The sequence below is a fragment of the Streptosporangium sp. 'caverna' genome, assembly GCF_003203775.1.
GTDB lineage: Bacteria > Actinomycetota > Actinomycetes > Streptosporangiales > Streptosporangiaceae > Streptosporangium > Streptosporangium subroseum.
The window spans coordinates 9,440,087-9,465,231 of sequence record NZ_CP029711.1 but is presented as its reverse complement, the minus strand read 5'-3'; the positions used below and the strand labels follow the sequence as shown (position 1 = coordinate 9,465,231).

Here is a 25,145-nt window from a genome sequence, read left to right as displayed (position 1 = left end):
TTTCATGCTGGTACTGCTAGTTCGACCGACGCGGACCCCGCTGCGGGGCCTGACCCCTGACCGGGGGGCGACGACGGCTCTGCACGCGCTCCGAGGCCGCCGACGGGGCGATCTCGTCGTCTTCTCCCGCCAGGTCCGGCGACTGGAAGATCACAGAGAACGGGCTGGCTGGGATGATCTTCTCGGGCTGCGGCCGAGGCGCGGGCGCCTCCACCACTGCTTCGTTCTCCCAGCGATCACTCACAGGTTCGTCCTCCCATCGCTCCGTCACCGGCTCTTCTTCCCATCGCGGAGTCTCGGCCGCCGGCTTACGCCTGCGGGTCTTCTCCACCACGGGCTCCGTACGAGCCTGAACCTCGGTCTCCCCGACGAGACTCACGTCGGGGTTCAGCCCCGCCTTGCGAGTCCGGCCCCGGCGGGGCGCGGTCTCGGCGGGCTGATCGTCACGGATGTCCTTGCGAGGTGCCACGTCCGCCTCCACCTCGGCGAGCTCGACAACAGGACTCTGGATCTCCTCTGCGGCCACCGGCGCCGGGGTCTCCGCGATGACTCGACCGCGGGAACGACGGCGCTTGGGCGCCTCGGCCGGGGGTGCCTCGGTGACGACGGCCTCCACGGATGCCACAGCCTCTACAGGCTCTGTGGCCTTGACGGCCTCTGCGGGCGCCGCGTTCTCCATGGGCTCCTCGCCGATCCGGCCGCCGCGGGTGCGGCGACGCTCCCGGGGGGCGCGGGCGGGGCGCTCACGGCGCTCCTCCCGATCCTCCTCGGGTCCCTTGCGGGAAGTCGTACGGGAGCGGATGCGCCCGGTCTCGCCCAGATCCTCGACCTCTTCGGCCGCCAGGCCCGCACGGGACCGGTTGGCGCGCGGTAGCACGCCCTTGGTTCCCGCGGGGATGCCCAGGTCGCTGAAGACGTGCGGGGAGGTCGAGTATGTCTCGACCGGCTCGGGGAAGTCGAGCGAGAGCGCGTTGTTGATGACCTTCCAGCGAGTGAGGTCCTCCCACTCGACGAAGGTCACCGCGATACCGGTCTTGCCCGCCCGGCCGGTGCGGCCGATCCGGTGCACGTAGGCCTTCTCGTCCTGCGGGCAGTCGTAGTTGACGACGTGGGTGACGTCGTCGACGTCGATGCCCCGCGCCGCGACATCGGTCGCGACCAGGACGTCGATCTTGCCGTTGCGGAAGGCCCGCAGGGCCTGCTCGCGCTGGCCCTGGCCCAGGTCTCCGTGAACGGCCGCGGCGGCGAAGCCACGCTCCTTGAGCTGCTCGACGACCATGTCGCAGGCACGCTTGGTCTCACAGAAGACCATCGTGAGCCCGCGCCCATCGCACTGGAGCAGGCGGCCCACGATCTCGATCTTGTCCATCCGGTGCACGCGCCAGACGAACTGCGTCGTCTGCGTCGTCTCGGCCTCGACGTCGTTGTTCTCGGCCCGCACATGGGTGGGGCGGGTGAGATAACGCCGGGACAGGGCGACGATCTCGCCCGGAAGGGTCGCCGAGAACAGCATCGTCTGCCGCTCGGCGGGGATGAGCTTGATGATCCGCTCGATGTCGGGCAGGAAGCCCAGGTCGAGCATGCGGTCAGCCTCGTCGAGGACGAGCACGTCGATCTGGCTGAGATCGAGGTGCTTCTGCTTGACCAGGTCGAGCAGACGGCCCGGAGTGCCGACGATCACGTCGACTCCCTGTTTGAGGGCCTCGACCTGGGGTTCGTAGGCACGTCCGCCATACACGGTGAGGATCCGGGAGCCGAGCTTGCCGGCGGCCGTCACGAGGTCCTCGGTGACCTGGACGGCCAGCTCACGGGTCGGTACGACGACCAGCCCGCGGGGCTTCTTACGGTTTTTCCTCGGCTTGCCGACACGTTGCAGCATGGCCACGCCGAAGGCGTAGGTCTTGCCGGTGCCGGTGCGCGCTTGACCGATGATGTCCTGGCCGTTGAGTGCCAGGGGGAGTGCCATTTCCTGAATTGGGAACGGCGCGATGATGCCCTCGGTCTCGAGGGCGTCGGCGATCTCTGGTGTGACTCCGAGGTCTCGGAACGTCGTCAGCTTGGCCTGCCTAAATCTCCGTTGAAGGCAGTCCTGCCGGGACCACGGGCTGAAAAAAGTTTTCCCCGTGCCGGGTCCTCGCGGAAGGGCCAGCCCTCTCATGTCATCAGCGACCGCTGCGGCGTCACGCCGACTTTTGGGGGCGTCCAGAAGCAGATGTCCTGGATTAACACAGTGCGGTCGCACTTTCACAGAGCAGTGTACTCGATACCACAACGAGGAACCGATTTCTTAGTATTCCCGCTGAATTGCCGGGTGGGTCAGCTCATAGGCTGCGTGCATGATGGATTCCCCTCCCGGTGTCGCCGACCTGCTCGGCGTTCTCGCCTACGCCGAGCTGACCGCGTTCCTCCGGTTCGCCGAAGACGCCACGCGGCACGCCCCCTCGCTGACCGATCGGGCCGCTCTCGGCGGTCTCGCGGCGGCGGAATACGCGCATTTCCAGTTGCTCCGTGACCGGATCGCCTCCCTCGGCGTCGATCCGGAGGAGGCGATGGCTCCGTTCGCCGGGCCACTGGACGAATGGCACGCCCAGACCGCGCCGGGAGACTGGCTGGAGACCCTGATGAAGGCGTACGTCGGTACGGGGATCGCGCTCGACTTCTACCGGGAGGCGGCCACCCGCGTGGACGACGAGACGCGGGACCTCGTCGAGGAGGTTCTCGCGGACGAGGGGCGGTCACAGTTCGCGGTGGAGCGCGTCAGCATGGCGATCAAGGAGGACCCCCGGCAGAGCGGGCGGCTGGCGCTGTGGGCCAGACGGCTGGTGGGGGAGGCGTTGAGCCAGGGGCAGCACGTGGCCCTGGCCAGGCCCGAACTCGCGACGCTTCTGGTGTCGGAGGGAGATGACATCACCCGGATGTTCGCCCGGCTGACCGAGGCGCACGGCAGGCGGATGGCCGCGCTCGGCCTGCCTTCCAGGCCGTAGGGCCTGGGCCGCGAGGTTCGTGGTCCCCCGATTCACGGAAACCGGTCTGCTGATCGAGCCGCGTGGAGCGGCGAACGGCGGTAACGTGCCAGGCATGAGGGCCTCGCGCCGCTATGGCAGTTCCTTGACGAGATGTGGGCCGAATCCCTGGACTTCGCGTCCGGTGCTGCGCAGGGGGAGCGCGGACTGCCCGGCAGTCGGTCTGAGGCGGGATCACCTCCACCCGGTCCGCCGCCCGCGCGGCTGCGGGCTGGGGGCGCGAGATGAGTGTCCCGGCGGCTGAGAGGCCCGTACGGAGACGATCCGAGGACCGCGCCATGGCCGGCAAGGGGATGACGACCTGGCGCGAGCCCTACGGGATCTGTCTAGAGCGTGCCGCCGAAGCCGACGGGACGGGCCTCCTCTTCGCCGATCTCGATGAAGCCGAGTGAGGCGGTGGGGACGAGGACCTTACGGCCGTTGACGTCGGTGATGGTGAAGACGCCGTTGCCGCCCTCGGTGGCGAGGGCCTTGCTGAGTTCGCTCTCAACCTGTTCGGCCGAGAAGTCGGTCTCCACGATAAGTTCACGGTGCACCGAACGCACGCCGATCTTGATTTCCATCATGCTCCCTTTCGACGAGGGTTGCTCGCTCCATGGTCACCCCATCGAGGGCATGACGTGTCGGTTGATCGCGGCAAGCGAACAGACGCCTCAGAGGCCGGCCGTCTCAGTGATCGGCGTTGGTGCGGGGGAAACCGGAGATGCCACGCCAGGACAGGCGGGCGATGAGCTGGGTGGCGGCGTCCTTGGGAATGGAGCCGTTGCTGCTTATCCAGTAGCGGGCGCTGACCTCGGCCATGCCGACCATTCCGACGCCGAGCAGGCGGGCCTCGTCGCTGGAGCAGCCGGTGTCCTCCTGTATGACCTGGCTGATCATCTCGGCGCTCTCGCGGAGATTGCGCTCCATGCGCTGGCGGACCGGGGCGACGTTGCGCAGATCGGACTCGAAAACGAGCCGGAACGCCTCGCCCTGGCTGGAGACGAAGTCGAAGAAGGCGCCGATCGCGGCCTGAACACGCTGCTTGTTGTCCGTGGTCGAGGCCAGGGCGTCGCGGCACCGGGTGATCATGTCGTCCATGTGCAGGTCGAGCAGGGCCAGGTAAAGCTCCTGCTTGCCGGGGAAGTGCTGGTAGAGCACCGGTTTGCTGACCCCGGCCCGCTCGGCGATCTCGTCCATCGCGGCCGCGTGGTAGCCGTTCTCCACGAACACTTCCTGTGCCGCGCTGAGCAACTGGCGGCGGCGAGCCGTCCGGGGCAGCCGGGTGCCCCGGGGCTTGGCATCCGGGGTAGCGGTCACGGCGGTCTCCTTGAGGGAAGCTCCTGCTGTCTTGATGCTTATCCTACGCGTGGGTAACTCCGGTCAGCGATAATCGTCCTCATCGATGTCGACCGTGCGATTCTGCTCGACGGCATCCGCGGGGTTGACTTCCAGGGGAATGTCGTCAGGCCAGCTCGGCCCGTCTTCGCGCATCGTGCGATTCTGCTCGGCGGCGTCGGCCTCGGGTGTCTCGACAGAGATCTCCTCGGCGCGTTCGTCGGTCGTTTCTTCTTTGCTTTCGTCGCGTACATCCATCTCTGACATCTTTTCGCCCTCCCCCGATTCCAGTGAACGCCGGACATCGCCCAGCGTACGACCTCGGGTCCCGCTTGCTAAGAAAGACGGGGCATCGGATTCCCCATGACGGGTATCTGCCTCGTTGGTGAGGGTTTCCATCCGGTCGGCGGCATTTCCGAACATGTGCGCGAAACTTGATGGGAAGCTCCAAGTTAGGAGACGCCATGCGGAGCATCTGGAGAGGCTCGGTCGCGTTCGGGCTGGTAACGATCCCGGTCAAGCTGCACGTCGCGACCGAGCAGCGCAACGTCACCTTCCACACGGTTCATCGAGAGGACGGCGGCCGCGTCAAGTTCCGCCGGTTCTGCACGGTCTGCGAGGAGGAGGTCCCCTACGTCGACGTGGCCAAGGGGTACGAACTTCCGGCGGGGGAGATGGTGGTGCTCGACGACGACGACTTCGAAGGCCTGCCGCTGTCCACCTCGCGCAGGATCGAGGTGCTCCAGTTCAGTCCGGCCGACCAGATCGACCCGATCCTGCTGAACAGGTCCTACTACCTGGAGCCGGACCCCGTGGGCGTGCGGCCGTACGTGCTGCTCCGTGACGCGCTGGAGCGGTCCGGCCGGGTGGCGATCGTCAAGGTCGCGCTGCGGCAGCGCGAGTCGCTCGCGGTGCTGCGGATCCGGGATGGGGTGTTCGTGCTGGAGACGATGCTCTGGCCGGACGAGGTGCGCCCGGTGGACTTCGCGTTCGAGGAGGAGGGCGTCGACCTCCGGTCCCAGGAGCTGAGGATGACGGAGTCGCTGATCGAGACGATGGTCGCGGACTTCGACCCCGAGCAGTACAGGGACGCCTACCGGGAGGCGCTCCAGGAGGTCATCGAGGCCAAGATCGCGGGTAAGGAGATCATCCATACCGGGGCTCCGGCCGAGGAGAGACCGACGGCCGACCTGATGGCCGCGCTCCGTGCCAGCGTCGAGGCCGCCAAGAAGCAGGCGGGAAGCAGGACCCCGGCCAGAGAGAGGGCCTCCGCCGGCCACGGGGAGAAAGCCGGGCGCGACGGGGAGGCCGTCGAACAGGAGAAGGTCCCCCGAAAGCGAAAGGCGCGCCACCCGGCATGACGTGCCGAGACGGGGGAAACAGGGGAGCCGCGTGAGCTGAGTTTCACGCCGGCACCTGAGGCAGGGTTTCGGGATTTCATGCCGAGTGCCCGTGCTCTCTGGGTCGTCGCAGTTCTTCGATGAAGAGCGATGACTTCAGTGAACACGGGCACTCTTTTTTCTCCGTCGCGAATCCGAGTTTTCCGCAGTCACGGATTCAGCCGCGTGTGGTCGATATTCTTCGTTCTTCGACTACGTGCTGTGCTCGCGGTGGAGGCTGGTTGTTGTTCGGCGATTAATCAGTGATCTCAGACGTTGTTGTTGTTGTTCGTGTTGTTGACTTCGTCTTCGGCGTCGTTGGTGTTGTTGTTGTTGATGTTGACGTTGAGCTTGAACCGGTGGCTGCGGTGGTGGTGGTTGTAGCAGCTGCGGTGGTGGCTGCGGTGGCAGCAGCAGCCACGACGCCAGCCTCCGCCGCCGCCGCAGTTGATGACGCTCGCGCCCGCGGTGACCGTGGCGGTGCCGGCGGTGGCGGCGGTGGTCGCCGCGCCCAGGCTCACGACTCCGCCGGCCAGCGCCGTGCTGAGTGCGAGTCCTGCCATAACGCTTTTGACGTTGGGCATTGCATTTCCCCCTAAAAGGATTGTTTGCCCCGATTTCGGCATTTTCCAGAATGTTTGGAAGTGTCCGGGATGCCGATAATGGGTCGTCCCTGGTTGTCATGGTTTCCTTGGATGTCATGCGACAAACGGACATTGACGGCTTTTACTGTCTTCTTATCTCTTTATTGATGATGTTAGGATCTTATTAATGCTTTTGCTGTGAAATGTTTTTTATGTCTTATTTGTCGCAAGGGTCATGCGGCAAGGGTGCCCCGAGGATGGAAGGCGAGAAATGACGAATGTATGGATATGGGCGATGGATAGAGTCGTATTTAACCCATTTAATCCACTTTGCGCTGAATCAATCGACACCGCCGTCACTCGCTGCACCGTCGCCGACGGCGCGGTGGGCGTGCGCCGACGGTCGTAAGGTCTGGCCCCGAGCAAGAGGGATCGCAGTCCACGAGTGGTCCCCGTCACGGCCTGGTTCTGTCCGGGAGGGCACAGGCGCGTGTCGTCGGATCAGGTCAGGGGGTGGAGAGGGAGGCCGGGAGCGGTCGATCGAGGGGGCACGCGTGTCGCGGGATCGGGAGCTGCGGCTTTTCTGCTGGAGACGGCCGGGTTCTACCGTTTCCTGCCCTCGATGGAGATGAGAAAAGAATCCGCGTTCTTTTCTCTGGGAGCGGGATGAGCTGAGGTTCCCCAGGACCGGCGACGCGGGTTCTTCGGGGGGCGCATGCCGAATGCCCGTGTTCGCCGTGTGATCGTGGCTTCTTCGTGAAGGGCCATGATCTCGGTGAACACGGGCACTTTCCCCCCGCCGGGGCCCGGGAATTACGCAATCCCGGGTTTTCCACGGGTGGCTTGCGCGTTTCGGCTACATGCCGTGGCCTGGCTGGAGGCTAGTGGTTGTTCGGCGATTAATCAGTGATCTCAGACGTTGTTGTTGTTGTTCGTGTTGTTGACGTCGTCATCGGCGTCGTTGACGTTGTTGTTGTTGAGGTTGGCGTTGAGCTTGAAGCGGTGGTTGCGGTGGTGGAAGCAGCTGCGGTGGTGGCAGCAGCGGTGGTGGTGGCGGCAGCAGCAGCCACGACGCCAGCCTCCGCCGCCGCCGCAGTTGATGACGCTCGCGCCCGCGGTGACCGTGGTGGCACCGGCGGTGGCGGTGGTGGTCGCCGCGCTCAGGCTTACGACTCCGCCGGCCAGTGCCGTGCTGAGTGCGAGTCCTGCCATAACGCTTTTGACGTTGGGCATTGCATTTCCCCCTAGAAAGAATCGATTGCCCCGTTTTAGACATTTCCAGAAAATCATGGAAAGTGACCGGGTGGCCGCTGATGGGCCGTCCTCGTTGTCATATTTTCCTCGTATGTCCTACGACAAACGGTTATTGACGGCTCTTGCTGCCCTCTTATCTATTTATTGATAATCTTAGAGTCTTATTAGATATTTTGTTGTGAAATGGCTTCGATGTCGCATTTGTCGCAAAAGTTGCGACGAGGAGGCGTCCGAGGTCCGCGGGTTCTCTCCTCGAGGGAGCCCGGTCGCAGCTCCTCCTCGATAGAGGTAAGAGGGGGTCCTCTTCTTCGAGGAGCAGAAGGAACTACGGGAGTCGGAGTTCCTCAAGGCAGGCGACGCGGTCTTTTTTGGGGGGCGCATGCCGAATGCCCGTGTTCGCCGTGTGATCGTGGCTTCTTCGTGAAGGGCCATGATCTCGGTGAACGCGGGCACCCTTCCTCCGCCGGGGGCCCGGGACTTGCGCAGTCCCGGATTTTTCACGGGTGGGCTGCGTGTTTCGGCTGCATGCCGTGCCCCGGCTGGAGGCTAGTGGTTGTTCGGCAGTTGATCAGTGATCTCAGACGTTGTTGTTGTTGTTGGCGTTGTTGACGTCATCGCTGCTCCGGCGATCGTCGCGGCCGTCGAGGGCCTCGCGGCGGTCATCGTCGCTGAAGTTGGTGTTGTTGTTGTTGATGTTGACGTTGAGCCTGAACCTGTGGTGGTTGCGGTGGTGGAAGAAACGGTGGTGGTGGCAGCGGTGGCGGCAGCAGCAGCCACGACGCCAGCCCCAGCCACCGCCGCCGCAGTTGATGACGCTCGCGCCCGCGGTGACCGTGGTGGCACCGGCGGTGGCGGCGGTGGTCGCCGCGCCCAGGCTCACGACTCCGCCGGCCAGCGCCGTGCTGAGTGCGAGCCCCGCGATGACATTTTTGACGATGAGCATTACATTTCCCTTTCGAAATGATCGGTTACTCCGATTTCGACGGTTTCCAGACCTCCGTGTGCGAGACAGGGCTTGGGGGATTTCATGCCGAATGCCCGTGCTCTCTGGGTCGTCGCAGTTCTTCGATGAAGAGCGATGATTTCAGTGAACACGGGCACTCGTTTTTCTCCGTCGCGGATCCGGGTTTTCCGCAGTCCCGGATTCAGTTGGATGTGGTCGATATTCTTCGACTACATGCTGTGCCCGCGGTGGAGGCTAGTTGTTATTCGGCGATTAATCAGCGATCTCAGACGTTGTTGTTGTTGTTCGTGTTGTTGACGTCGTCATCGGCGTCGTTGACGTTGTTGTTGTTGAGGTTGGCGTTGAGCCTGAACCTGTGGTGGCTGCGGTGGTGGCAGCTGTGGTGGTGGCAGCGGTGGTGGCAGCAGCTGCGGCGCCAGCCACAGCCACCTCCGCCACAGTTGAGGAAGCCGGCGCCTGCGGTGACCGTGGCGGTACCGGCGTTGGCGGCGGTGGCCGCGGCACCCAGGCTCACGACTCCGCCGGCCAGTGCCGTGCTGATCGCGAGCCCTACGATGACGCTCTTGAAGCTGGGCATTGCGTTTCCCCCTTGAAAGGATCGGTTGCCCCGAATTCGACATTTTCCAGATTGCCTTGGAAATTCCAGATTCCCCTGGAATGCCTGGGATGGCCGCTGATAGGTCGTCCCTGGTTGTCATAGTTTCCTGGGATGTCGTGTGACAAACGGAGCTTGGCGGCTTTTGCTATCTTCTTATCTCTCTATTGATGGTCTTAGACTCCTATCGATCGCTTTGATGTGAAATATCTTTGATGTCGGATTTGTCGTGTGAGTCGCAGGTGAAGATGCCGCCGGAGTGGAAGGCGGGGAAGGGGGTATGCGTAGATATGAGAGGGGGCGAAATGAGGGTTTAATCTGCTTCACTCATTTTTGCCGCATTGATCAACGTGGCTGGCGCCCGGTGGCCGCGCGGAAGGAAGGCGTGGCGAGCTGGTGAACACGACGAACGGGGGCCGTGGCGCGTTGTGGCGCGTCGTCGCCTCGGGCGTGCCGCTCTCCCGGCGAAGAGACTCTCCGGTCCTACCCGGCAAGGGAGCCGTCTCCCTTTTGCGGGGTTGGGAATACCGTTCGGAGAGGTACGGGGCCGTCTTACGGGGTTATTTCGAAAAGGCGCGGAGTCGCCGTTCGAAACGGTCGGGGCCTGGCCGTGGCCCGTCCTTGGCAGCGCTAAGCGAGAAACCGCCTTTTCCGGGATGGGAGGGGCCGCGTGCGTTGGGGGTCACCGGAACCTCAGGGACCTCATGCTGAGTGCCCGTGCCCTCTGGATGATGACGACTCTTCGGTGAAGAGCGATGATCGCAGTGAACACGGGCACTCTTTCCCTCCGCCGTGGATCCGGGGCTTTCGACAGTCCCGGATTTACCCGCGTATGGTCGACGTGTCTCGACCGGACGCTGTGTATACGGTGGAGGCTAGTTGTTATTCGGCGATTAAATCAGTGATTTCAGACGTTGTTGTTGTTGTTGGTGTTGTTGACTTCGTCTTCCGCACCGTTGGTGTTGTTGTTGTTGATGTTGACGTTGAGCCTGAACCTGTGGCTGCGGTGGTGGTGGCGGTAGCAGCGGTGGTGGCAGCGGTGGTGGCAGCCACAGCCGCGGCGCCAGCCACAGCCGCCGCCGCATCCACCCCAGGTCGTGAAGCCCGCGCTCGCGGTGACCGTGGTGGCGCTCGCGGTGGCCGCGGTGGTCGCCGCGCCCATGCCCACGACTCCGCCGGCCAGTGCCGTGCTGATCGCGAGTCCCGCAATGACACTCTTGACGTTGGGCATTGCATTTCCTCCTCGAAAGGATCGGTTGCCCCGAATTCGACTATTTCCAGATTTCTGGAAAATTCCAGAGTTCCTGAAATGCCTGGCTCTCTGGAATGTCTGAGATGACCGCTTATGGGTCGTCCCTAGTTGTCATGGTTTCCTCTAGTGTGGTGCGACAAACGGACATAGAGGGCTTTTACTATCTTCATGTGTATTTATTGATTGCATTGAACCTTTATTGTTTGTTTTACTGTGAAATGTCTTCAATGTCGGATTTGTCGCGCAAGCCAGAATTGGGGGTATTGCAGGAGGGGGCTCGGAAGAGCGGGTTGTTCGCGCGGGGGGTTGAATTGACCACTTTTGCCCTTTTTGTCCGAATGAATCGAACGGGCCAATGGGGGCACGCCGGGGGCCCGCGTACGCCGAACCCCGAGCCGGTCGCCAGGGGATGACGCGCACCCTGCCGCGCGTACCGGACGATGGCGATCACACGCATCGGGCGGCGGATCGCGGGTATTCGGACGGCGGCGCATCATGCGGCCCGAACTGGCGCATCACACGCATCGAACTATCGTGGAAACGGAGCAAGAACAGAGGAGGACACGTGGTGGACAACCCGATTCCGAGCTGGCCCGGCGAGCTGGTCGACCTTGGAGAGCAGATCGTCCACATGCGGTCGACCCCGGAGGGGCCCGGCGAGAAAGCCGTCTACGTACACGGCCTGGGAGGCTCGGCGACCAACTGGACCGACCTGATGGGCGAGCTGTCCGACGTGGTCACCGGCTACGCCCTCGACCTGCCGGGAGCCGGATACTCCCCCGAGCCACCCGGCCGCGACTACTCCATCGGCGCCCACGCCCGGACCGTCATCGCGCTGATCGAACGCGTCGCGGACCGGCCCGTCCACCTGTTCGGCAACTCCCTGGGCGGTGCGGTCTCGGTGCGGGTGGCCGCCGACCGGCCCGATCTGGTCCGCTCTCTCACGCTCGTCTCGCCGGCCCTGCCCGATCTGTTGCCCAGGTCCGGCCCGGCGCGGGTGGCCCTGTCCACGGTGCCCCGGCTGGGCGAGTGGGCCGCGGGCCGGCTGAGCGTCCTGCCCGCGGAGCGCAGGCTCAATGCCACGATCGCCATGTGTTACGCCGACTCCGGCCGGATCCACCCGGAACGCCTCAGGGAGGCGGTCGAGGAGCTGCGCCGCAGGGACGGCCTGCCGTACGCCGCGGTCGCGCTGGTCAGCTCGGCTCGGGGCCTCGTCGCGGAGTACTTCAGGCGCGGCGAGGAGAATCTGTGGCAGCAGGCGGCCCGGGTCGGCGCACCCACGTTGATCGTCCACGGCCGCCACGACCGGCTTGTCAATCCGCGCATGGCGGCCCGTGCGGGCCGGACGTTTCCGCAGGTGAGGCTGGTATTGCTGCCCGACGCGGGGCACGTGGCCCAAATGGAGGTCCCCGACCGGGTGGCCCGCGAGGCACGGCTTCTGATCGGCGAGACTGCCCCCATGTCAATTGGGGAATGACCTGGGTACCGCATTGGGTTGTGAATGGTGCGTGCTGTGCTAGCCGTACCGCCAAGACCCCCTGAAACGGGAGCTGAACTGTGTCGTTGCCACCGCTGGTAGAGCCGGCAGCCGAGTTGACCGTCGAAGAGGTGCGTCGTTATTCGCGCCATCTGATCATTCCCGACGTGGGCATGGCCGGTCAGAAGCGTCTCAAGAACGCGAAAGTACTCTGCGTGGGCGCCGGTGGCCTGGGCTCCCCCGCACTTCTGTATCTCGCGGCCGCGGGTGTGGGCACGCTCGGCGTCATCGACTTTGATGTCGTGGACGAGTCCAACCTTCAGCGCCAGATCATCCACGGACAGTCCGACATCGGCCGGCTCAAGGCCGAGAGCGCTGCCGACAGCGTCAAGGAGATCAACCCGCTGGTCAAGGTGATCGTCCACAACACGGCGCTCACCACCGACAACGTCATGGAGATCTTCTCCGGCTACGACCTGATCGTGGACGGCACCGACAACTTCGCCACCCGCTACATGGTGAACGACGCGGCAGTCCTCCTCGGCAAGCCGTACGTCTGGGGTTCGATCTACCGGTTCGACGGTCAGGCCAGCGTGTTCTGGGCCGAGCACGGCCCCTGCTACCGCTGCCTCTACCCCGAGCCCCCGCCCCCCGGCATGGTCCCCTCGTGCGCCGAGGGCGGCGTGCTCGGCGTGCTGTGCGCTTCCATCGGTTCCATCCAGGTCAACGAGGCCATCAAGCTCCTGGCCGGCATCGGGGAGCCGCTCGTCGGCCGTCTGATGATCTATGACGCCCTGGAGATGAACTACCGCTCGGTCAAGGTCCGCAGGGACCCCGAGTGCGTGCTCTGCGGCAAGAACCCGACGGTCACCCAGCTCCTGGACGACTACGAGGCGTTCTGCGGCGCGGTCTCCGAGGAGGCCCAGGAGGCGGCCTCGGGCTCCACCATCACCGCGAAGGACCTCAAGTCCCTTCAGGACGCCGGCGAGAACATCTACGTGATCGACGTCCGCGAGCCGAACGAGTACGAGATCGTCTCCATCCCGGGCGCCGTGCTCATCCCCAAGGGTGAGTTCCTCAACGGCTCCGCGCTGGAGAAGCTCCCGCAGGACAAGCGCATCATCCTGCACTGCAAGTCAGGTGCCCGGTCCGCCGAGGTCCTGGCGATCGTCAAGAACGCCGGCTTCTCCGACGCGGTCCACGTGGGCGGCGGCGTGCTGAGCTGGATCAAGACGGTCGACCCGAGCCTGCCTGCCTACTAGGCCCCGTGCCGCCGACGCCCCGTGGAGCCCGCTCCACGGGGCGTCCGCCGTTTCGGGTGAGTTGCCTCGGCCGCACAGCGGTCGGCGAGGCGGGGACACAGGCGTGGCGGCTCCCGGGAGGGACTCCGTCAGATGGAGTCGCGACCCGAACGAACCCAGCCTGATACGGCGATCCCGCCCACCGAACGCGTGTGGATCTCGACGTATCCATCCGGAATGGCGGATGGCACCCTCCTCACCGCATTAGGGTCGATGACGTGAATGAAGCCCCAGGTCGGCGGCGGCGAGTGTGGCCGGCACTGGTCACGGCGTCCGCGCTGACGTTGAGCTGCGCCGTCGTGGCCGGGGTGGCCTCCAGCGCTGCCGGAGCGGAGTTCACCCGAGGTCCGAGCCAGGCGGAGCTGGATCGGGCCGCCGTCAGTGAGGTGGCCCTGCGCTGGCAGGTCTGGCCCGCCGGGCGGATCTTCCCCGCGACCGTCGGTTACGCCGCCGAGCAGGGCGGCGAGGAGAAGGCCCGGCGCGTGGGCATCTCTCCGGAGACCCGCTGCGACAAGGCCGTGGACGCCAAGCTGACCAAGGCGCTGCGGCAGGCCGGCTGCCGGGGCATCCTGCGTGCCACCTATCTCGACGCGCTCCAGGGCGTCGTCCTCACCGTCGGCGTCGCGGCCTTCGCGGACGAGGTGGGCGCGGCACGGGCCAAGGCGTCGCTGCCCCGGGCGGGCCGCCCCTCGCCGGGCCTGCGGACGCTGGCCTTCCCCGGTACGGTCACCGACCGCTTCACCTCGGCCGGGCGGCAGAGCAGCCTGGTACGGCAGGCCGGGCCGTACGTGGTGATGGCCACGATCGGGCAGATCGACGGCCGCCCCGCCAAGGCGGTCGGGGAGCAGCGGCCGACCATTTTCGCCTTCACCGGGGACATCGCCGAACGGATTCTCGCGGACATCTCCACGCCCGTACGTCCGGATTGCGCCTCTGAGGAGTGGCGATGCTGAGGCGGGTGGGCGTCGCGGTACTGCTGGCCATGATCGCCCTGGGGCTCGCCCCGGCGGTGGCACGGGCCGACGACGTCCGGGACAGCCAGGGACAGGTGCTGCGGACCCTGGAGCTGCCCGACGCCTGGCGGATCTCCGAGGGCCTGGGGGTGACGGTGGCCGTGCTGGACTCGGGGGTCGATCCGGGACACCGTGACCTGGCGGGCTCGGTGACCGTGGGCAAGGACTTCACCGAGGGCTCCAACCCGCCGGGGGTGGAGCCCCTGCGGCTGCACGGCACCTACATGGCGTCGCTCATCGCCGGGCACGGTCACGGTCTGGGCGGCGGCGACGGGGTGATCGGCGTCGCGCCCAAGGCGAAGGTGCTGTCGGTGCGGGTGATCCTGGAGGACGAGGAGCCCGGCTTCAGGAAGTTCAACACCGCGGCGCGCTACGAGAACGTGGTGGCCAGGGGCATCAGATACGCGGTGGACCGCGGCGCCGACGTGATCAACATGTCGATCTCCAAGGAGCTGGCGACGAAGGAGGAGCGGGCGGCGATCCGCTACGCGATCTCCAAGGGAGTTGTGCTCGTCGCGGCGGCGGGTAACGAGGGCGCAAAAAAGACCGGCTCAACGGGCTTCGCCCCCTACTCCTACCCCGCGGCCTTCCCCGGGGTGGTCTCGGTCGCCGCGGCGGACGGAGGGCTGCGCCGGGCCTCGTTCTCCAACCGGAACCCCTCGGTCCTGGTGGCCGCGCCGGGGGTGGACATCCTCGGCGCGGGCCCCGGTGACGAATACTGGGTCGGCCGCGGCACCTCGCAGGCGACCGCGCTGGTCTCGGGGATCGCCGCCCTCATCAAGGCCAAATACCCGAAGATGTCGCCGGCGTTGGTCGCGCAGGCACTCGCCGTGGGAGCGACCCGGCGGCCCAAGGGCGGCTACGACACCGGCACGGGCTTCGGCATCGTCAACGCTCCCAGGGCGCTCGCCGCCGCGACGAAGATCTTCCGGCACACCCTCACGGCCAAGGGGCGCGCCACCTACGACCCCGCCCGGCCGCTGGGCAGGGGGGTCAGACCGGTGCAGGTGATCCACCGGGACCAACACAAGATCAACTTGTACGGAGGGGTCGCCGTGGCCGCCGGGATCGGCGCCGTCGTCTCCCTCGCGGCGCTGGCCGTGTTCGTCAGCCGGACGCGGTCGGCGAACAGGTTCGCGGAGCCCGTACGGGCTCCGGTCTCCACACACTGACCGCCGCGCCAACGGTTGAAAACCGGGGAACTGGGGAGCGGTGTATGCCGCGCGCGGCGGGTGATCGGGTAAACACACTCCGACGATAGGGCGGCGGAGCTCGGCAACGTAGCATCGAAGTATGTCGCAGCCAGGGAGGTCTCAGGAGCCGGAGCGGCCCCTGGAAGCTTCGGCATCCCGTGCTCGCGGAGGCTGGCCGCCATCCGGTTCCCGGACGTCCGGCTCGAGGGGCACCCGGGCGCCGCGGGTGCCGGCGCCGGGCGCCGCGGGCAGGCGTGCCCGGGTGCGTTCCTGGCCGGGCGCGAGCCGTACCCGCGGGGCGATCGAACGCGCCGAGCAGATGGCGCTGGAGCAGGGGATCCGCTACCGGACGATCTTTCTGATCCTGATGGGCACGATTCTGGCGATCGCCGCGACCAACGTGCTGGCCGGCACGATCGGGCTGGTGCGTGAGACCAGGTCCCGCCCGCTGACCGCCGTCGAGCAGGCCCGCTACATCCAGGAGGACATCGCCGCCCGCTGGCACAACTGGCCCGCGGACCTGGTCTTCCCCGTCGAGCTGCAGTACATCGGCCTCGGCCGGGTGCAGCAGTACGCCCGGAGGGTCGGCCTCGCGCCCGAGGTCGCCTGCGCGGCCGGCGTGGACGCCCCGGTGGGATCGGTGCTCACCGAGTACGGCTGCCGCACGCTGCTGCGGGCCACCTATGTCGACCAGACCTCCAGCTTCGCCTTCACGGTGGGCATCGCGGTGCTCGCCAGCGAGGAGAAGCGGATCGCCGCCGCCGGTCAGCTGGCGGTGGACGACCGCGTGGGGGTGCGGCCGGTGGCGTTCCCCGGCACGGCGACCGAGCGGTTCGGCGCCGCCCAGCGGCAGCGCAACTCCTGGGTCGGCGTCGGCCCCTACATCATCTTCTCCACCGCCGGTTACACCGACGGCCGTACCCGCGAGTCGATCCCCCCGGAGGAGATCCTGCACAGCGAGCTCTGGCCGACGGCCCAGGCGGTCGCGGGCCGCATCGCCCGAGCCCTCGGCGACGAGCCCAGCGCCGTCCCCCAGTGCACGCAGGGGAACGTGTGCTGAGGCGGAGGCGGGTCTGGGCGGCGGGAGCGCTGATCGCGGTCTCCCTGACGGTTCCGACGACGCTCGCCGCACCGGTGGCCGCCGCGGACGTGCGTGAGGACCAGCGCTGGGTGCTGGAGAAGATGAACGTCGAGCAGGCCTGGAGGGTCACCAAGGGCGCGGGGGTCACCGTGGCCCTGGTGGACAGCGGGGTGGACGACGAGGTCGCCGAGCTACGCGGCCGGGTGATCTCCGGGCCCAACATGGGGTCGGTGGAGTACGACAGGAAGGACCCGGGCGCGGGTCTGCACGGCACCGCGATGGCCTCGCTCATCGCCGGGGCGGGCAACGGCGAGGGCGGTCTTCTCGGGATCGCGCCCGAGGCCCGGATCCTCTCACTGCCGATGATCATAGAACAGGACGCGACGGACGGCTCGGCCATCCCCGAGGAGAACCTGCGCTCGCAGAGGGACAGCCCCCTGGCCCGTGCGATCCGCTACGCGGCCAACAACGGGGCCGAGGTCGTCAGCATGTCGCTGGGGGCCTACGGGGCGCAGAAGAGCGAGCGGGAGGCGATCTCCTACGCCCTGTCCAGGGGCGTGGTGCTGATCGCGGCCGTGGGCAACGAGGGCGAGTCCGAGTACGCCATGCAGAACGGCACCTCCTTCTGGAACTTCCCGGCCGGATACTCCGGGGTCGTCGGGGTCGCCGCGGTGGACGAGCAGGGCAAGCCGGCGCTGTTCAGCAGCGACAATCTGTCGGTCCTGGTCTCCGCGCCGGGCGTGGACGTGCCCGTGGTGATGCCGGGCGGCGACTACGGGGTGTCGGAGGGGACCAGTTCGGCGACCGCGCTGGTCTCGGGGGTAGCCGCCCTCATAAAAGCTAAATATCCAGATATTTCACCGCAGATGGTGTCGCAGGCGCTGACCTCCACCGCCACGTCCGCCCCGGCCGCCGGATACGACGACCACGTCGGGTTCGGCGTCGTCGACGCGGGCGCGGCGCTCACCAAGGCGGGAGAGCTGGTGGCCGGAGCGGCGGAGGTCCCCGCGGTCGAGGACCAGCACTTCGGCAAGGGCCCCCTGGTCCAGGAGCCGCCCAGGCCCGGCCCCGCGCCCCTCCGGCTCTGGCTGTACGGTGGGGGTCTCCTCGGAGGACTGCTGGCGTTCGCGGGAGCGGTGATCATGCTCGTCCGCCGCCCGGAGCCGGCCGTTCCGATGTCGGGGGCGCCGCCGGCGAACCGGCGGGGGAGCGGCCGAGCGCGGCCCTAGCCGCGGCCGGCGGCGAACCACGACCGGAGACGTCGGAGCCTCGGTGGTGAGGCCGGGAGCGCGCGGCAAACGGGCGCGCGACGCTTCGGGGATGAACCCGGTATTCCAGGGATGAAAACGATAGGGCTAAGCGGATTTTGAATTCGATTCGAACGCGTTTTGGACACTGTTCGGACGCGGTCCGTTAGATGTCGGCCTTCCTGCTCGGGAAACCGGCGAAGGTTCGCTAAGGTCGCGGATCATGGGGTACGAGTTGCGCGTGGAGCGCCCTGCGCCTCTCGGCTTCGCGGAACTCGCGACTGTGCTGGGGCAGGCGGGGTTCGAGTTCCGCGGTTCGCAGGAAGCGGGCGAGGTCCTGGCCCGGCACGGTGACGAGATCCATGCCGTCGCCGACTGGAACGGCTGTCTGTCGGGCACGCCCGACTCCGACTGGCAGGTGGCCCAGATGGCGCGGGTCTCCTCCCTGCTCGGCGCACGCCTGGTCGGCGAGGACGGTGAGTCCTACGCGATCCGTGACGGCCTCGTCGAGCAGCTGAACGGCTCCGCGGCATACGAATTCGGCAAACTTGGCGAGATTCTCTCGGCCGGCCCGACCCTATGGAGTCAGTAGGCCACCCCACCCCGTACGCGGAACGTGTGCTCGACCTGGTCGAACGCATTCCGCCGGGCATGGTCATGTCCTACGGGGACATCGCCGAATATCTCGGCGAGGGGGGTCCGCGTCAGGTCGGCCGCGTCATGTCCGTCTGGGGCGGCGGCGTGCCCTGGTGGCGTGTCGTGCACGCCGACGGCAGCCCCCCTCCCGGCCATGAGCAGCGATGTCTTGCCGGATGGCGTCAGGAGGGGACTCCGATGAGGGGAACCCGCGCGGATATGCGCGTCGCAAGGTGGGACGGACGGCCGGAAAGCACGGCGTAACCGGGCCTGTCGTATCCCACTACCATGGCCATGGACAGCGCTCTGTCGAAAGGCGGTGCTTTCTCCATGGCCACCGGCGCCACACCCGCACGAGCCAGCGGCGACCCCGTCGCTGACCGTCTACGGGCTGTCCAAGATCTCTGCGACCGGGGAGAACCACTTGAGTTGATCATGGCGGCGGTGCTGGCCGAAGGGCTGGACCCGAGTGAGCGTCGCAGGTTCGACGCCGACGCACTGGCAGGTCCGCTCGGTTCGAGGTTGGATCTGGCGACCAAGCGCGGCGCCGTTCGCCGTCGCGAGTTCGTCACGCTCTTCAAGCCCTACATCGCCGGTGTGGACGCACGCGTCAAGCGTGATCTGCCGGTTGCGCGCAGGATCGCCTTCCACCTGCTCGAACACCGGGGGATAGACGACCTCGCGGACGGTGACGCGCTGCAGAAGGTCGCGACGGCCGCCGCGGAACCGTCCAAACGGATCCGCACCAGCCTGCGCTGGTATGCGGACCTGCCGCTGCGGGACGAGCTCCCCGAATCCCTGTACCGGCTGCGCGCCGCCGACCTCATCCCGATGACCCAGGTCGAGGACATCTCCTGGTCCGACGGGAAGCTGCGTGTCAGCGGCCACGCCTATCTGGCCGGGCTCTCCGTGCGAAGCCGTCGCTTCAACCGGGCGACGGTGGTGCTGCGAGGCCCGCGCTGGCTGCCGCCGGTGCGGTTGCGCACCCGCCGGGTCTTCCACCCCGAGGCGACCTACGGCGCGGAGGAGGCCGGCTGCAACTACGACTGGTCGGGCTTCACCGCCGAGTTGCACCCGTGGGCCCTGCGCTGGCGTGCCGGCGTGCGGGCCGTCGTGCGCGGCGCCAAGCGGCTGCTCCGCCGCCGGGCGACCGTACAGGACACCACCACCTGGCGGGCCGAGATCGTGATCTGGAGCCGGGGCGCCCGCGCCACCGGCCTGCTCCGCGGCCCCTCCAGCGGTCGCACCGAGCGTCCTTCGGGTCTGGAGGTCCGTCCGAGCAGATGGGTCCGCCCGGTCTGGACCTCCGACCGCGCCCTCCAGATCGTTCTGCAGCCCACCCGGGCGGAGCTGACCGGGGTGCGGCTGGAGGGCGAGAAGCTGGAGCTGGCGGTGTTCCTGCCGGGCAAGGGGACGGGCAAGGGCCACGCGCGCCTGGACGGTCACCGGATCTCCGCGGACTTCACCCCCGTCGAGGGGGGCACGGCCGTCGTCGTTCCGCTCGCCGTGTCGTCCCTGCTGCAGGAGCGCGACGGAGGCAGGCTCTGGGTCGAGCCCAAGGGAGATCCGGCCGCCTCCGTCATGCTCGGCAAGGCGCAGGAGAGCCGTTCGATCGTCGGTGAGCGGGAGATCACGGTGCTGCGCGACCGGCGCGACCGAGTGATCGTCTCCGCGCACCGGATCCGTCCGATCATCTCCGCGGCCACCTGGGACGAGAACGGCACGCTCACCCTTGAGGGCTCCTATCCGGGCTCGGGCCCCGCGGAGCTGTCGCTCAAGCACCGGACCGGACTGATCTACACCGTTCCGCTCGAGCGCGCCGACTCCCGTTTCTCGGTACGGTTCGCGCCCGCCGCGATGCCCCGGTTCGGAGACACCGTGCCGCTGATCAGCGGCAGCTGGAGCATGGTGGTTCGCGACGGCAGGGAGATCGTCCCTGTCCGCGTCGACCACGCCATCCTCGACGGGCTGGACGAGGCCCCCAGGATCCGCGACGGGCGGGAGTATCGCCTGATCTCCACCCGGTTCGACGTGCCGGTGCTGGCCGTCGCCGAGAACCTGCCCGACGACGAGAAGGGCGCCGGCGGCCTGTACTCGCTGCGGCGCGGCTTCTACCCGGCCGAGCGGGGCCGCGAGCTGACCGACGCGACCGTGTACGTCGCCTCCGACGGCCGGCAGTACGAGGGCAACGTCCGTGCGATCTACGAGGAGCGGGTGCGCCGCGGAGACGATCGCGAGCACATCTGGGTGGTCAAGGACGGCGCGTTCGTGCCTCCGGGGTCGCAGGAGCTCGGATTCGGCTCGGACATCAAGCCGACCGTGGTCCGCGCGGGCAGCCGTGAGCACTACGCGGTGCTCGCCCGCTCACGCTACGTGGTGACCAACGGCTTCCTCCCGCCGTGGTTCCGGGCACGCGAGGACCAGGTGGTCGTGCAGACCTGGCACGGCACCCCGGTCAAGCGCCTCGGCAACGACCTTCCGCACATGTCCCGCGACCCGAAGCCGCCGGTGTGGCACCGGCAGGTCGCCGAGGTGCGCGGCTGGGACCTGCTGCTCTCGCAGAGTCCGTGGGCGACCCCGGTCCTGCGCAAGGCGTTCGGCTACCAGGGCAAGGTTCTGGAGAGCGGTTACCCGCGCACCGACGCCTTCCTGTCGCCCGAGCGGGAGGAGCTGGCCGCGGCGATGCGCCGGAGGCTCGGCATCGCCGAGGGCGTCAAGGTGGTCCTCTACGCGCCGACCTGGCGTGACTACGACCGCAAGAGCGCCACGCTCCGGCTGGACCTGGCCGAGGCCCGGCGGGTGCTGGGTCCCGGTCACGAGTTCCTGATCAGGGCCCACGCGATGCAGGCGGCGCCGAACATGCCCGCCGGCCTCGGACTCGACGTCACGACATATCCGGATATAGCTGATCTGCTGTTGATCGCTGACGTGCTGATCACGGATTACTCGTCCGTCATGTTCGACTTCGCCGTGACCGGACGGCCCATGATCTTCTTCACCCACGATCTGCAGCGCTACTCGGCCAAGCGGGGTCTCTACTTCGACCTGGCCGCCGAGGCCCCCGGCCCGCTGCTGACCACGAGTGCGGATGTGATCGAGGCCATACGGACGATCGACGAGGTGGCGGCCGAGCACGCCGAGCGTTACGAACGGTTCCAGCGCGTCTACACGCCCCGCGACGACGGCAAGGCGACGGCAAGAGTCGTCGACCACGTCTTCGTCTCCTGAGCGTCTGGGCCGGAGGCTTCCCCGAAAGGGGATCCGCACCTCCGGCCCAGGTCCTCGCACCGGAGAACACCCTGACGAGCTGATCATCCGGCTCTCGGAACCGGGCCTCCGCCATGCCGTACACCCCGACTCGGCACGATCATCGTCCGAGATCTGGTGGAATGGCGAGTTGTGAGTGGTCAGGGCTGGCGACTGGTGCGTCGTGAGGATGCGGGGAGAGCTGTTGCCCCTGTGCTGGACGAGCACCAGCGGGCGGTGGTGGCCCACGAGGGCGGCCCGCTGCTCGTGCTCGCGGGGCCCGGCACCGGCAAGACCACCACGATCGTGGAGACCGTGGTGGACAGGATCGAGCGCCGCGGCGTGGATCCCGAGCGGGTGCTCGTGCTCACCTTCAGCCGCAAGGCGGCCGAGGAGCTGCGCGAACGCATCACCGGCCGGATGCGCCGCACCACCCGCACCCCGCTCGCCCTCACCTTCCACAGCTACGCCTACGCGCTGCTCCGCCGCGAGGCCGTGCTCGCCGGAGGGGTGCCGCCCCGCCTGCTGACCGGTCCCGAGCAGCTTCTGGAGATCCGCCGCCTGCTCCACGGCGAGCTGGAGGACGGCGCCGCGCACTGGCCGGACGACATGCACGAGGCGCTCAAGACCCGCGGCTTCGCCTCCGAGCTCCGCGACTTCCTGTCCCGCGCGGCCGAGCGCGGTCTCGAAGGCGCCGAGCTGGTCGAGCTGGGCCGCCGCCACGGCCGTGCCGACTGGGTGGCCGCCGGGCGGTTCTCCGACCGCTACCAGGCCAGGTTCGACCTCGATCTGGAGCCGGTGCTCGACTACTCGGAGCTGATCCGCGCCGCCGCCGCCCTGCTCAACGATCCCGAGGTGCGGCAGCGCGAGCGGTCCGCCTACGACGCCGTCTTCGTGGACGAATACCAGGACACCGACCCGGCGCAGGAGCTCCTGCTCCAGCAGCTGGCGGGGGAGGGGCGCGACCTCATCGCGGTCGGCGATCCCGACCAGTCGATTTACGGCTTCCGCGGCTCCGATGTCCGCGGAATCATGAAATTTCCGGATAGATTCCGTGACGCGGCGGGGGAGAAGGCGCCCGTCATCGCGCTGCGCGTCTGCCGTCGTAGCGGCTCCGAGCTTCTGAAGGCCACCCGCCGCATCACCGCGCGGCTGCCCGCCACCCCGGGCGGCGCCGCGCACCGGGACCTGAAACCCCTTCCGGACACCGAACCCGGCGACGTCCGGGTCCTGGTGACCGACGGAGCCATCCAGGAGGCCGCGGTCGTCGCCGACACGCTCCGGCGGGCGCACCTGCTGGACGGCGTCCCCTGGTCGCGGATGGCCGTGCTGGTGCGGTCGGCGACGCGCCAGGTGCCGCTGCTGCGCCGGGCGCTGGTCTCGGCCGGGGTGCCGGTCGTGGTCGGCGGCGGCGAGGTGCCGCTGTTCCAGGAGCCGGGCGTGCGGCCGCTGATCAGGCTGATCCAGGTCGCGCTCCATCCGGAGATCCTCGACGAGGCGCTGGCGGAGGAGCTGCTGACCGGCGCGCTCGGCGGCACCGACATGATCGGGGTGCGCCGCCTGCGCCGTACCCTGCGGATCGCCGAGCACGAGGCGCTGACGCACCCCGACGAGCGTGACCTGGTGGACAACTCCGCCGAGCGTGACGCCGCCGAGCCGCGCTCGTCGGGCGAGCTGCTGGTCGCGGCGCTGAAGGACGTGCGGGAGCTGGTCAGGGTGGATCCCCAGGTCGCGCTGCCCGCCGAGCGGCTGGCGAAGCTCATCGCCGGCGCCGCCGAGGCCGTACGGCAGGGCGGCACCGCGGAAGACGTGCTCTGGACCGTCTGGCAGGCCACCGAGCTGGCCGTGAAGTGGACCGAGACGAGCGTCAGGGGCGGTTTCCGGGGAACCATGGCCGACCGCGACCTCGACGCGGTGGTGGCGTTGTTCGACCACGCGGCCAGGTTCGTGGACCGACTGCCGCACGCCGGCGTCGACGTGTTCGTGGAGGACCTGGTCGCCCAGGAGATCGCCGGTGACTCCCTCGCCGAGCGGGCCCCCGACGGAGACACGGTCCGCATCCTGACCGCGCACCGCTCCAAGGGTCTGGAGTGGGACGTCGTGGTCGTGGCGGGGGTCCAGGAGGGCGCCTGGCCCGACCTGCGGCTGCGCGGATCCATCCTGAGCACCGACGACATGGTCGCCAGGGCCGAGGGCTCCGAGCACGAGAACCCGGCGGCCGTCTCCGCCGCGCTGGCCTCCCAGCTGCTGGCCGAGGAGCGCCGCCTGTTCTACGTGGCCGCGACCAGGGCCAGGAAGCGGCTCATCGTCACCGCCGTGGGCGGAGAGGACGCCGAGGAGCGGCCCTCCCGGTTCATCACCGAGCTGGTGCCCGGGTCGACCGACGAGACCGGCATCGACGAGCGCTCCCGCTGGCTGAGCATGTCCGCGCTGGTCGCGGACCTGCGCTCGGCGGTCTCCGACCCCACCAGGCCCGACCCGCTCCGCAGGACCGCGGCCGAACACCTGGCCAGGCTCGCCGCCGCCGGGGTGCCCGGCGCCCACCCCAACGACTGGTACGCCCTCACCCCGATCTCCGACGATCGCCCGCTGAGCTGGCCCGACGACATCGTGCGCATCTCGCCCTCGGCGGTGGAGAGCTTCAGCAAATGCGGCCTGCGCTGGCTGCTGGAGACCTCGGTGGGGGCGAGCGGCACCGACGCGGCCCGGGGCCTGGGCACGGTCATCCACGCGCTGGCGGTGCTCGCGGCGACCGGGATGCCCACCGAGGACACCCTCGGCAAGCGCCTGGACGATGTCTGGCACGAGCTGGACTTCGGCGGCGTCTGGTACAACCGCAAGCAGCGCAAGGTCGCCGAGGAGATGATCTCCAAGTTCGTCCGCTGGCACCAGGACAACCCCCGCGAGCTGGTCGGCCTGGAGGAGGCGTTCACGGCCATGGTCTCCGAGGGGGTGCAGATCAAGGGCCGGGTGGACCGGGTGGAGCGCGACGGCGAGGGCCGAGCCGTGATCATCGACATCAAGACCGGTAAGAACGGGCCGAAGGACGCCGAGCTCGAACGCCATCCCCAGCTCGGGGTCTACCAGCTCGCCGCGCTGCTGGGCGCCTTCCAGCGGCACGGGATGACAGAGCCGGGCGGTGCGGCCCTGGTCCAGGTGGGAGACGCCGCGGGCAAGAAGGGCGCCAAAGAGCAGGCGCAGCAGCCTCTGGGGGAGGACGATAATCCCGGCTGGGCCCGCGACATGGTCGACACCGTGGCGATCGGCATGTCCGGGCCGTTCTTCCAGGCCAAGGTCAACGATGGATGCCGCACCTGCGCTGTGCGGGCGAGCTGCCCGGTCAGCAAGAACGGAGATCAGGTGTGCTGAGCCGTACCACCGGCCGCGAGGCCGTCCCCGCGCTGAGTCGCGCCGTCCGTGGTGAGGGTGCTCCTGCTGTGGGCCGTGTCGCCCGTGGTGAGGGTGTGCGTCGTGTTGTTCGTGGTGAGGGTGCTCCTGCTGTGGGCCGTGCCGTCCGCGACGAGAGTGTTCGTGGTGTGTGTCGCGCCGTCCGTGGTGAGAGTGCTGATGCTGTGAGTCGTGC

General features: G+C 67.8%; 22 protein-coding genes. 13 read left to right on the top strand and 9 right to left on the bottom strand.

Going from position 1 to position 25,145, the window contains the following annotated elements:
• Nucleotides 1-16: 16 nt before the first annotated feature.
• A complete protein-coding gene (locus DKM19_RS40650; protein WP_239513861.1) occupies nucleotides 17-1,966 on the bottom strand; it encodes a DEAD/DEAH box helicase in 1,950 nt (649 codons plus the stop codon).
• A gap of 370 nt (nucleotides 1,967-2,336) precedes the next feature.
• Here DKM19_RS40650 and DKM19_RS40645 point away from each other — a divergent pair, with 370 nt between their 5' ends.
• The gene (locus DKM19_RS40645; RefSeq protein WP_110703488.1) at nucleotides 2,337-2,984 is read left to right on the top strand and encodes a ferritin-like fold-containing protein; all 648 of its coding nucleotides are present in this window, start codon (nucleotides 2,337-2,339) and stop codon (nucleotides 2,982-2,984) included.
• 365 nt (nucleotides 2,985-3,349) lie between these two features.
• On the opposite strand, the gene DKM19_RS40640 is transcribed toward DKM19_RS40645, so the two are convergent.
• The 3 genes from DKM19_RS40640 to DKM19_RS52260 all read right to left on the bottom strand — a co-directional run bounded on the left by DKM19_RS40640 (nucleotide 3,350) and on the right by DKM19_RS52260 (nucleotide 4,763).
• On the bottom strand, nucleotides 3,350-3,586 hold the full coding sequence (locus DKM19_RS40640; protein ID WP_110706338.1) for a DUF3107 domain-containing protein: 237 nt from the start codon (nucleotides 3,584-3,586) through the stop codon (nucleotides 3,350-3,352).
• Between the two features lie 106 nt (nucleotides 3,587-3,692).
• Nucleotides 3,693-4,322: a TetR/AcrR family transcriptional regulator gene (locus tag DKM19_RS40635; protein ID WP_089211866.1), complete on the bottom strand. Its 630-nt coding sequence runs from the start codon at nucleotides 4,320-4,322 to the stop codon at nucleotides 3,693-3,695.
• A gap of 63 nt (nucleotides 4,323-4,385) precedes the next feature.
• On the bottom strand, nucleotides 4,386-4,763 hold the full coding sequence (locus DKM19_RS52260) for a hypothetical protein (protein ID WP_239513860.1): 378 nt from the start codon (nucleotides 4,761-4,763) through the stop codon (nucleotides 4,386-4,388).
• A 41-nt stretch (nucleotides 4,764-4,804) separates the two neighbouring features.
• Here DKM19_RS52260 and DKM19_RS40625 point away from each other — a divergent pair, with 41 nt between their 5' ends.
• A complete protein-coding gene (locus DKM19_RS40625) occupies nucleotides 4,805-5,701 on the top strand; it encodes a Ku protein (protein ID WP_110703484.1) in 897 nt (298 codons plus the stop codon).
• Nucleotides 5,702-5,988: 287 nt separating this feature from the next.
• Here the strand turns inward: DKM19_RS40625 and DKM19_RS40620 are convergent, their stop codons facing one another.
• The 5 genes from DKM19_RS40620 to DKM19_RS40600 form a co-directional block, all read right to left on the bottom strand.
• Complete coding sequence (locus tag DKM19_RS40620) at nucleotides 5,989-6,303, bottom strand: hypothetical protein (protein WP_162642128.1); 315 nt, start codon at nucleotides 6,301-6,303, stop codon at nucleotides 5,989-5,991.
• Nucleotides 6,304-7,215: 912 nt separating this feature from the next.
• Complete coding sequence (locus tag DKM19_RS40615; RefSeq protein WP_162642127.1) at nucleotides 7,216-7,536, bottom strand: hypothetical protein; 321 nt, start codon at nucleotides 7,534-7,536, stop codon at nucleotides 7,216-7,218.
• A 598-nt stretch (nucleotides 7,537-8,134) separates the two neighbouring features.
• Nucleotides 8,135-8,500, bottom strand: coding sequence for a hypothetical protein (locus DKM19_RS50215; protein WP_162642126.1), 366 nt, complete (start codon nucleotides 8,498-8,500; stop codon nucleotides 8,135-8,137).
• Between the two features lie 286 nt (nucleotides 8,501-8,786).
• Nucleotides 8,787-9,098 carry a hypothetical protein gene (locus DKM19_RS40605; protein ID WP_110703476.1) on the bottom strand — a complete coding sequence of 104 codons (312 nt, stop codon included), beginning with the start codon at nucleotides 9,096-9,098 and terminating at the stop codon, nucleotides 8,787-8,789.
• 925 nt (nucleotides 9,099-10,023) lie between these two features.
• Nucleotides 10,024-10,347, bottom strand: a complete 324-nt coding sequence (locus DKM19_RS40600) for a hypothetical protein (protein ID WP_110703473.1) — start codon at nucleotides 10,345-10,347, stop codon at nucleotides 10,024-10,026.
• A 589-nt stretch (nucleotides 10,348-10,936) separates the two neighbouring features.
• On the opposite strand from DKM19_RS40600, the gene DKM19_RS40595 reads away from it, so the two are divergent.
• The 11 genes from DKM19_RS40595 (at nucleotide 10,937) to DKM19_RS50210 (ending at nucleotide 25,138) form a co-directional block, all read left to right on the top strand.
• Nucleotides 10,937-11,845, top strand: coding sequence for an alpha/beta fold hydrolase (locus tag DKM19_RS40595; protein WP_239513859.1), 909 nt, complete (start codon nucleotides 10,937-10,939; stop codon nucleotides 11,843-11,845).
• Between the two features lie 80 nt (nucleotides 11,846-11,925).
• Nucleotides 11,926-13,107 carry an adenylyltransferase/sulfurtransferase MoeZ gene (gene moeZ / locus DKM19_RS40590; RefSeq protein WP_110703467.1) on the top strand — a complete coding sequence of 394 codons (1,182 nt, stop codon included), beginning with the start codon at nucleotides 11,926-11,928 and terminating at the stop codon, nucleotides 13,105-13,107.
• Nucleotides 13,108-13,364: 257 nt separating this feature from the next.
• Complete coding sequence (locus tag DKM19_RS40585) at nucleotides 13,365-14,099, top strand: hypothetical protein (RefSeq protein WP_239513858.1); 735 nt, start codon at nucleotides 13,365-13,367, stop codon at nucleotides 14,097-14,099.
• A complete protein-coding gene (locus tag DKM19_RS40580; RefSeq protein WP_110703464.1) occupies nucleotides 14,093-15,331 on the top strand; it encodes a S8 family serine peptidase in 1,239 nt (412 codons plus the stop codon). The genes DKM19_RS40585 and DKM19_RS40580 overlap by 7 nt, the downstream gene beginning before the upstream one ends.
• Before the next feature lie 283 nt (nucleotides 15,332-15,614).
• The gene (locus DKM19_RS40575; RefSeq protein WP_239513857.1) at nucleotides 15,615-16,412 is read left to right on the top strand and encodes a hypothetical protein; all 798 of its coding nucleotides are present in this window, start codon (nucleotides 15,615-15,617) and stop codon (nucleotides 16,410-16,412) included.
• Entirely contained in the window at nucleotides 16,406-17,662 is a 1,257-nt protein-coding gene (locus DKM19_RS40570) for a S8 family serine peptidase (protein WP_239513856.1), read from the top strand. The genes DKM19_RS40575 and DKM19_RS40570 overlap by 7 nt, the downstream gene beginning before the upstream one ends.
• Before the next feature lie 241 nt (nucleotides 17,663-17,903).
• The gene (locus DKM19_RS40565) at nucleotides 17,904-18,272 is read left to right on the top strand and encodes a hypothetical protein (protein WP_110703458.1); all 369 of its coding nucleotides are present in this window, start codon (nucleotides 17,904-17,906) and stop codon (nucleotides 18,270-18,272) included.
• Nucleotides 18,260-18,580, top strand: a complete 321-nt coding sequence (locus tag DKM19_RS40560) for an MGMT family protein (protein WP_089212169.1) — start codon at nucleotides 18,260-18,262, stop codon at nucleotides 18,578-18,580. Before DKM19_RS40565 ends, DKM19_RS40560 begins: the two co-directional genes overlap by 13 nt.
• Before the next feature lie 171 nt (nucleotides 18,581-18,751).
• Entirely contained in the window at nucleotides 18,752-21,544 is a 2,793-nt protein-coding gene (locus DKM19_RS40555) for a CDP-glycerol glycerophosphotransferase family protein (RefSeq protein WP_110703455.1), read from the top strand.
• A gap of 231 nt (nucleotides 21,545-21,775) precedes the next feature.
• On the top strand, nucleotides 21,776-24,931 hold the full coding sequence (locus DKM19_RS40550) for an ATP-dependent DNA helicase (protein WP_110703452.1): 3,156 nt from the start codon (nucleotides 21,776-21,778) through the stop codon (nucleotides 24,929-24,931).
• A 48-nt stretch (nucleotides 24,932-24,979) separates the two neighbouring features.
• Complete coding sequence (locus DKM19_RS50210; protein WP_162642124.1) at nucleotides 24,980-25,138, top strand: hypothetical protein; 159 nt, start codon at nucleotides 24,980-24,982, stop codon at nucleotides 25,136-25,138.
• Nucleotides 25,139-25,145: the final 7 nt, after the last annotated feature.

What these genes read in the sequence shown, in the direction of transcription:
- DKM19_RS40650 (WP_239513861.1), bottom strand. Translation starts at nt 1,966, where the DNA reads ATGGCACTCCCCCTGGCACTCAACGGCCAGGACATCATCGGTCAAGCG.
- DKM19_RS40645 (WP_110703488.1), top strand. Translation starts at nt 2,337, where the DNA reads ATGATGGATTCCCCTCCCGGTGTCGCCGACCTGCTCGGCGTTCTCGCC.
- DKM19_RS40640 (WP_110706338.1), bottom strand. Translation starts at nt 3,586, where the DNA reads ATGGAAATCAAGATCGGCGTGCGTTCGGTGCACCGTGAACTTATCGTG.
- DKM19_RS52260 (WP_239513860.1), bottom strand. Translation starts at nt 4,763, where the DNA reads ATGTTCGGAAATGCCGCCGACCGGATGGAAACCCTCACCAACGAGGCA.
- DKM19_RS40625 (WP_110703484.1), top strand. Translation starts at nt 4,805, where the DNA reads ATGCGGAGCATCTGGAGAGGCTCGGTCGCGTTCGGGCTGGTAACGATC.
- DKM19_RS40620 (WP_162642128.1), bottom strand. Translation starts at nt 6,303, where the DNA reads ATGCCCAACGTCAAAAGCGTTATGGCAGGACTCGCACTCAGCACGGCG.
- DKM19_RS40615 (WP_162642127.1), bottom strand. Translation starts at nt 7,536, where the DNA reads ATGCCCAACGTCAAAAGCGTTATGGCAGGACTCGCACTCAGCACGGCA.
- DKM19_RS50215 (WP_162642126.1), bottom strand. Translation starts at nt 8,500, where the DNA reads ATGCTCATCGTCAAAAATGTCATCGCGGGGCTCGCACTCAGCACGGCG.
- DKM19_RS40605 (WP_110703476.1), bottom strand. Translation starts at nt 9,098, where the DNA reads ATGCCCAGCTTCAAGAGCGTCATCGTAGGGCTCGCGATCAGCACGGCA.
- DKM19_RS40600 (WP_110703473.1), bottom strand. Translation starts at nt 10,347, where the DNA reads ATGCCCAACGTCAAGAGTGTCATTGCGGGACTCGCGATCAGCACGGCA.
- DKM19_RS40580 (WP_110703464.1), top strand. Translation starts at nt 14,093, where the DNA reads ATGCTGAGGCGGGTGGGCGTCGCGGTACTGCTGGCCATGATCGCCCTG.
- DKM19_RS40565 (WP_110703458.1), top strand. Translation starts at nt 17,904, where the DNA reads ATGGGGTACGAGTTGCGCGTGGAGCGCCCTGCGCCTCTCGGCTTCGCG.
- DKM19_RS40560 (WP_089212169.1), top strand. Translation starts at nt 18,260, where the DNA reads ATGGAGTCAGTAGGCCACCCCACCCCGTACGCGGAACGTGTGCTCGAC.
- DKM19_RS40555 (WP_110703455.1), top strand. Translation starts at nt 18,752, where the DNA reads ATGGCGGCGGTGCTGGCCGAAGGGCTGGACCCGAGTGAGCGTCGCAGG.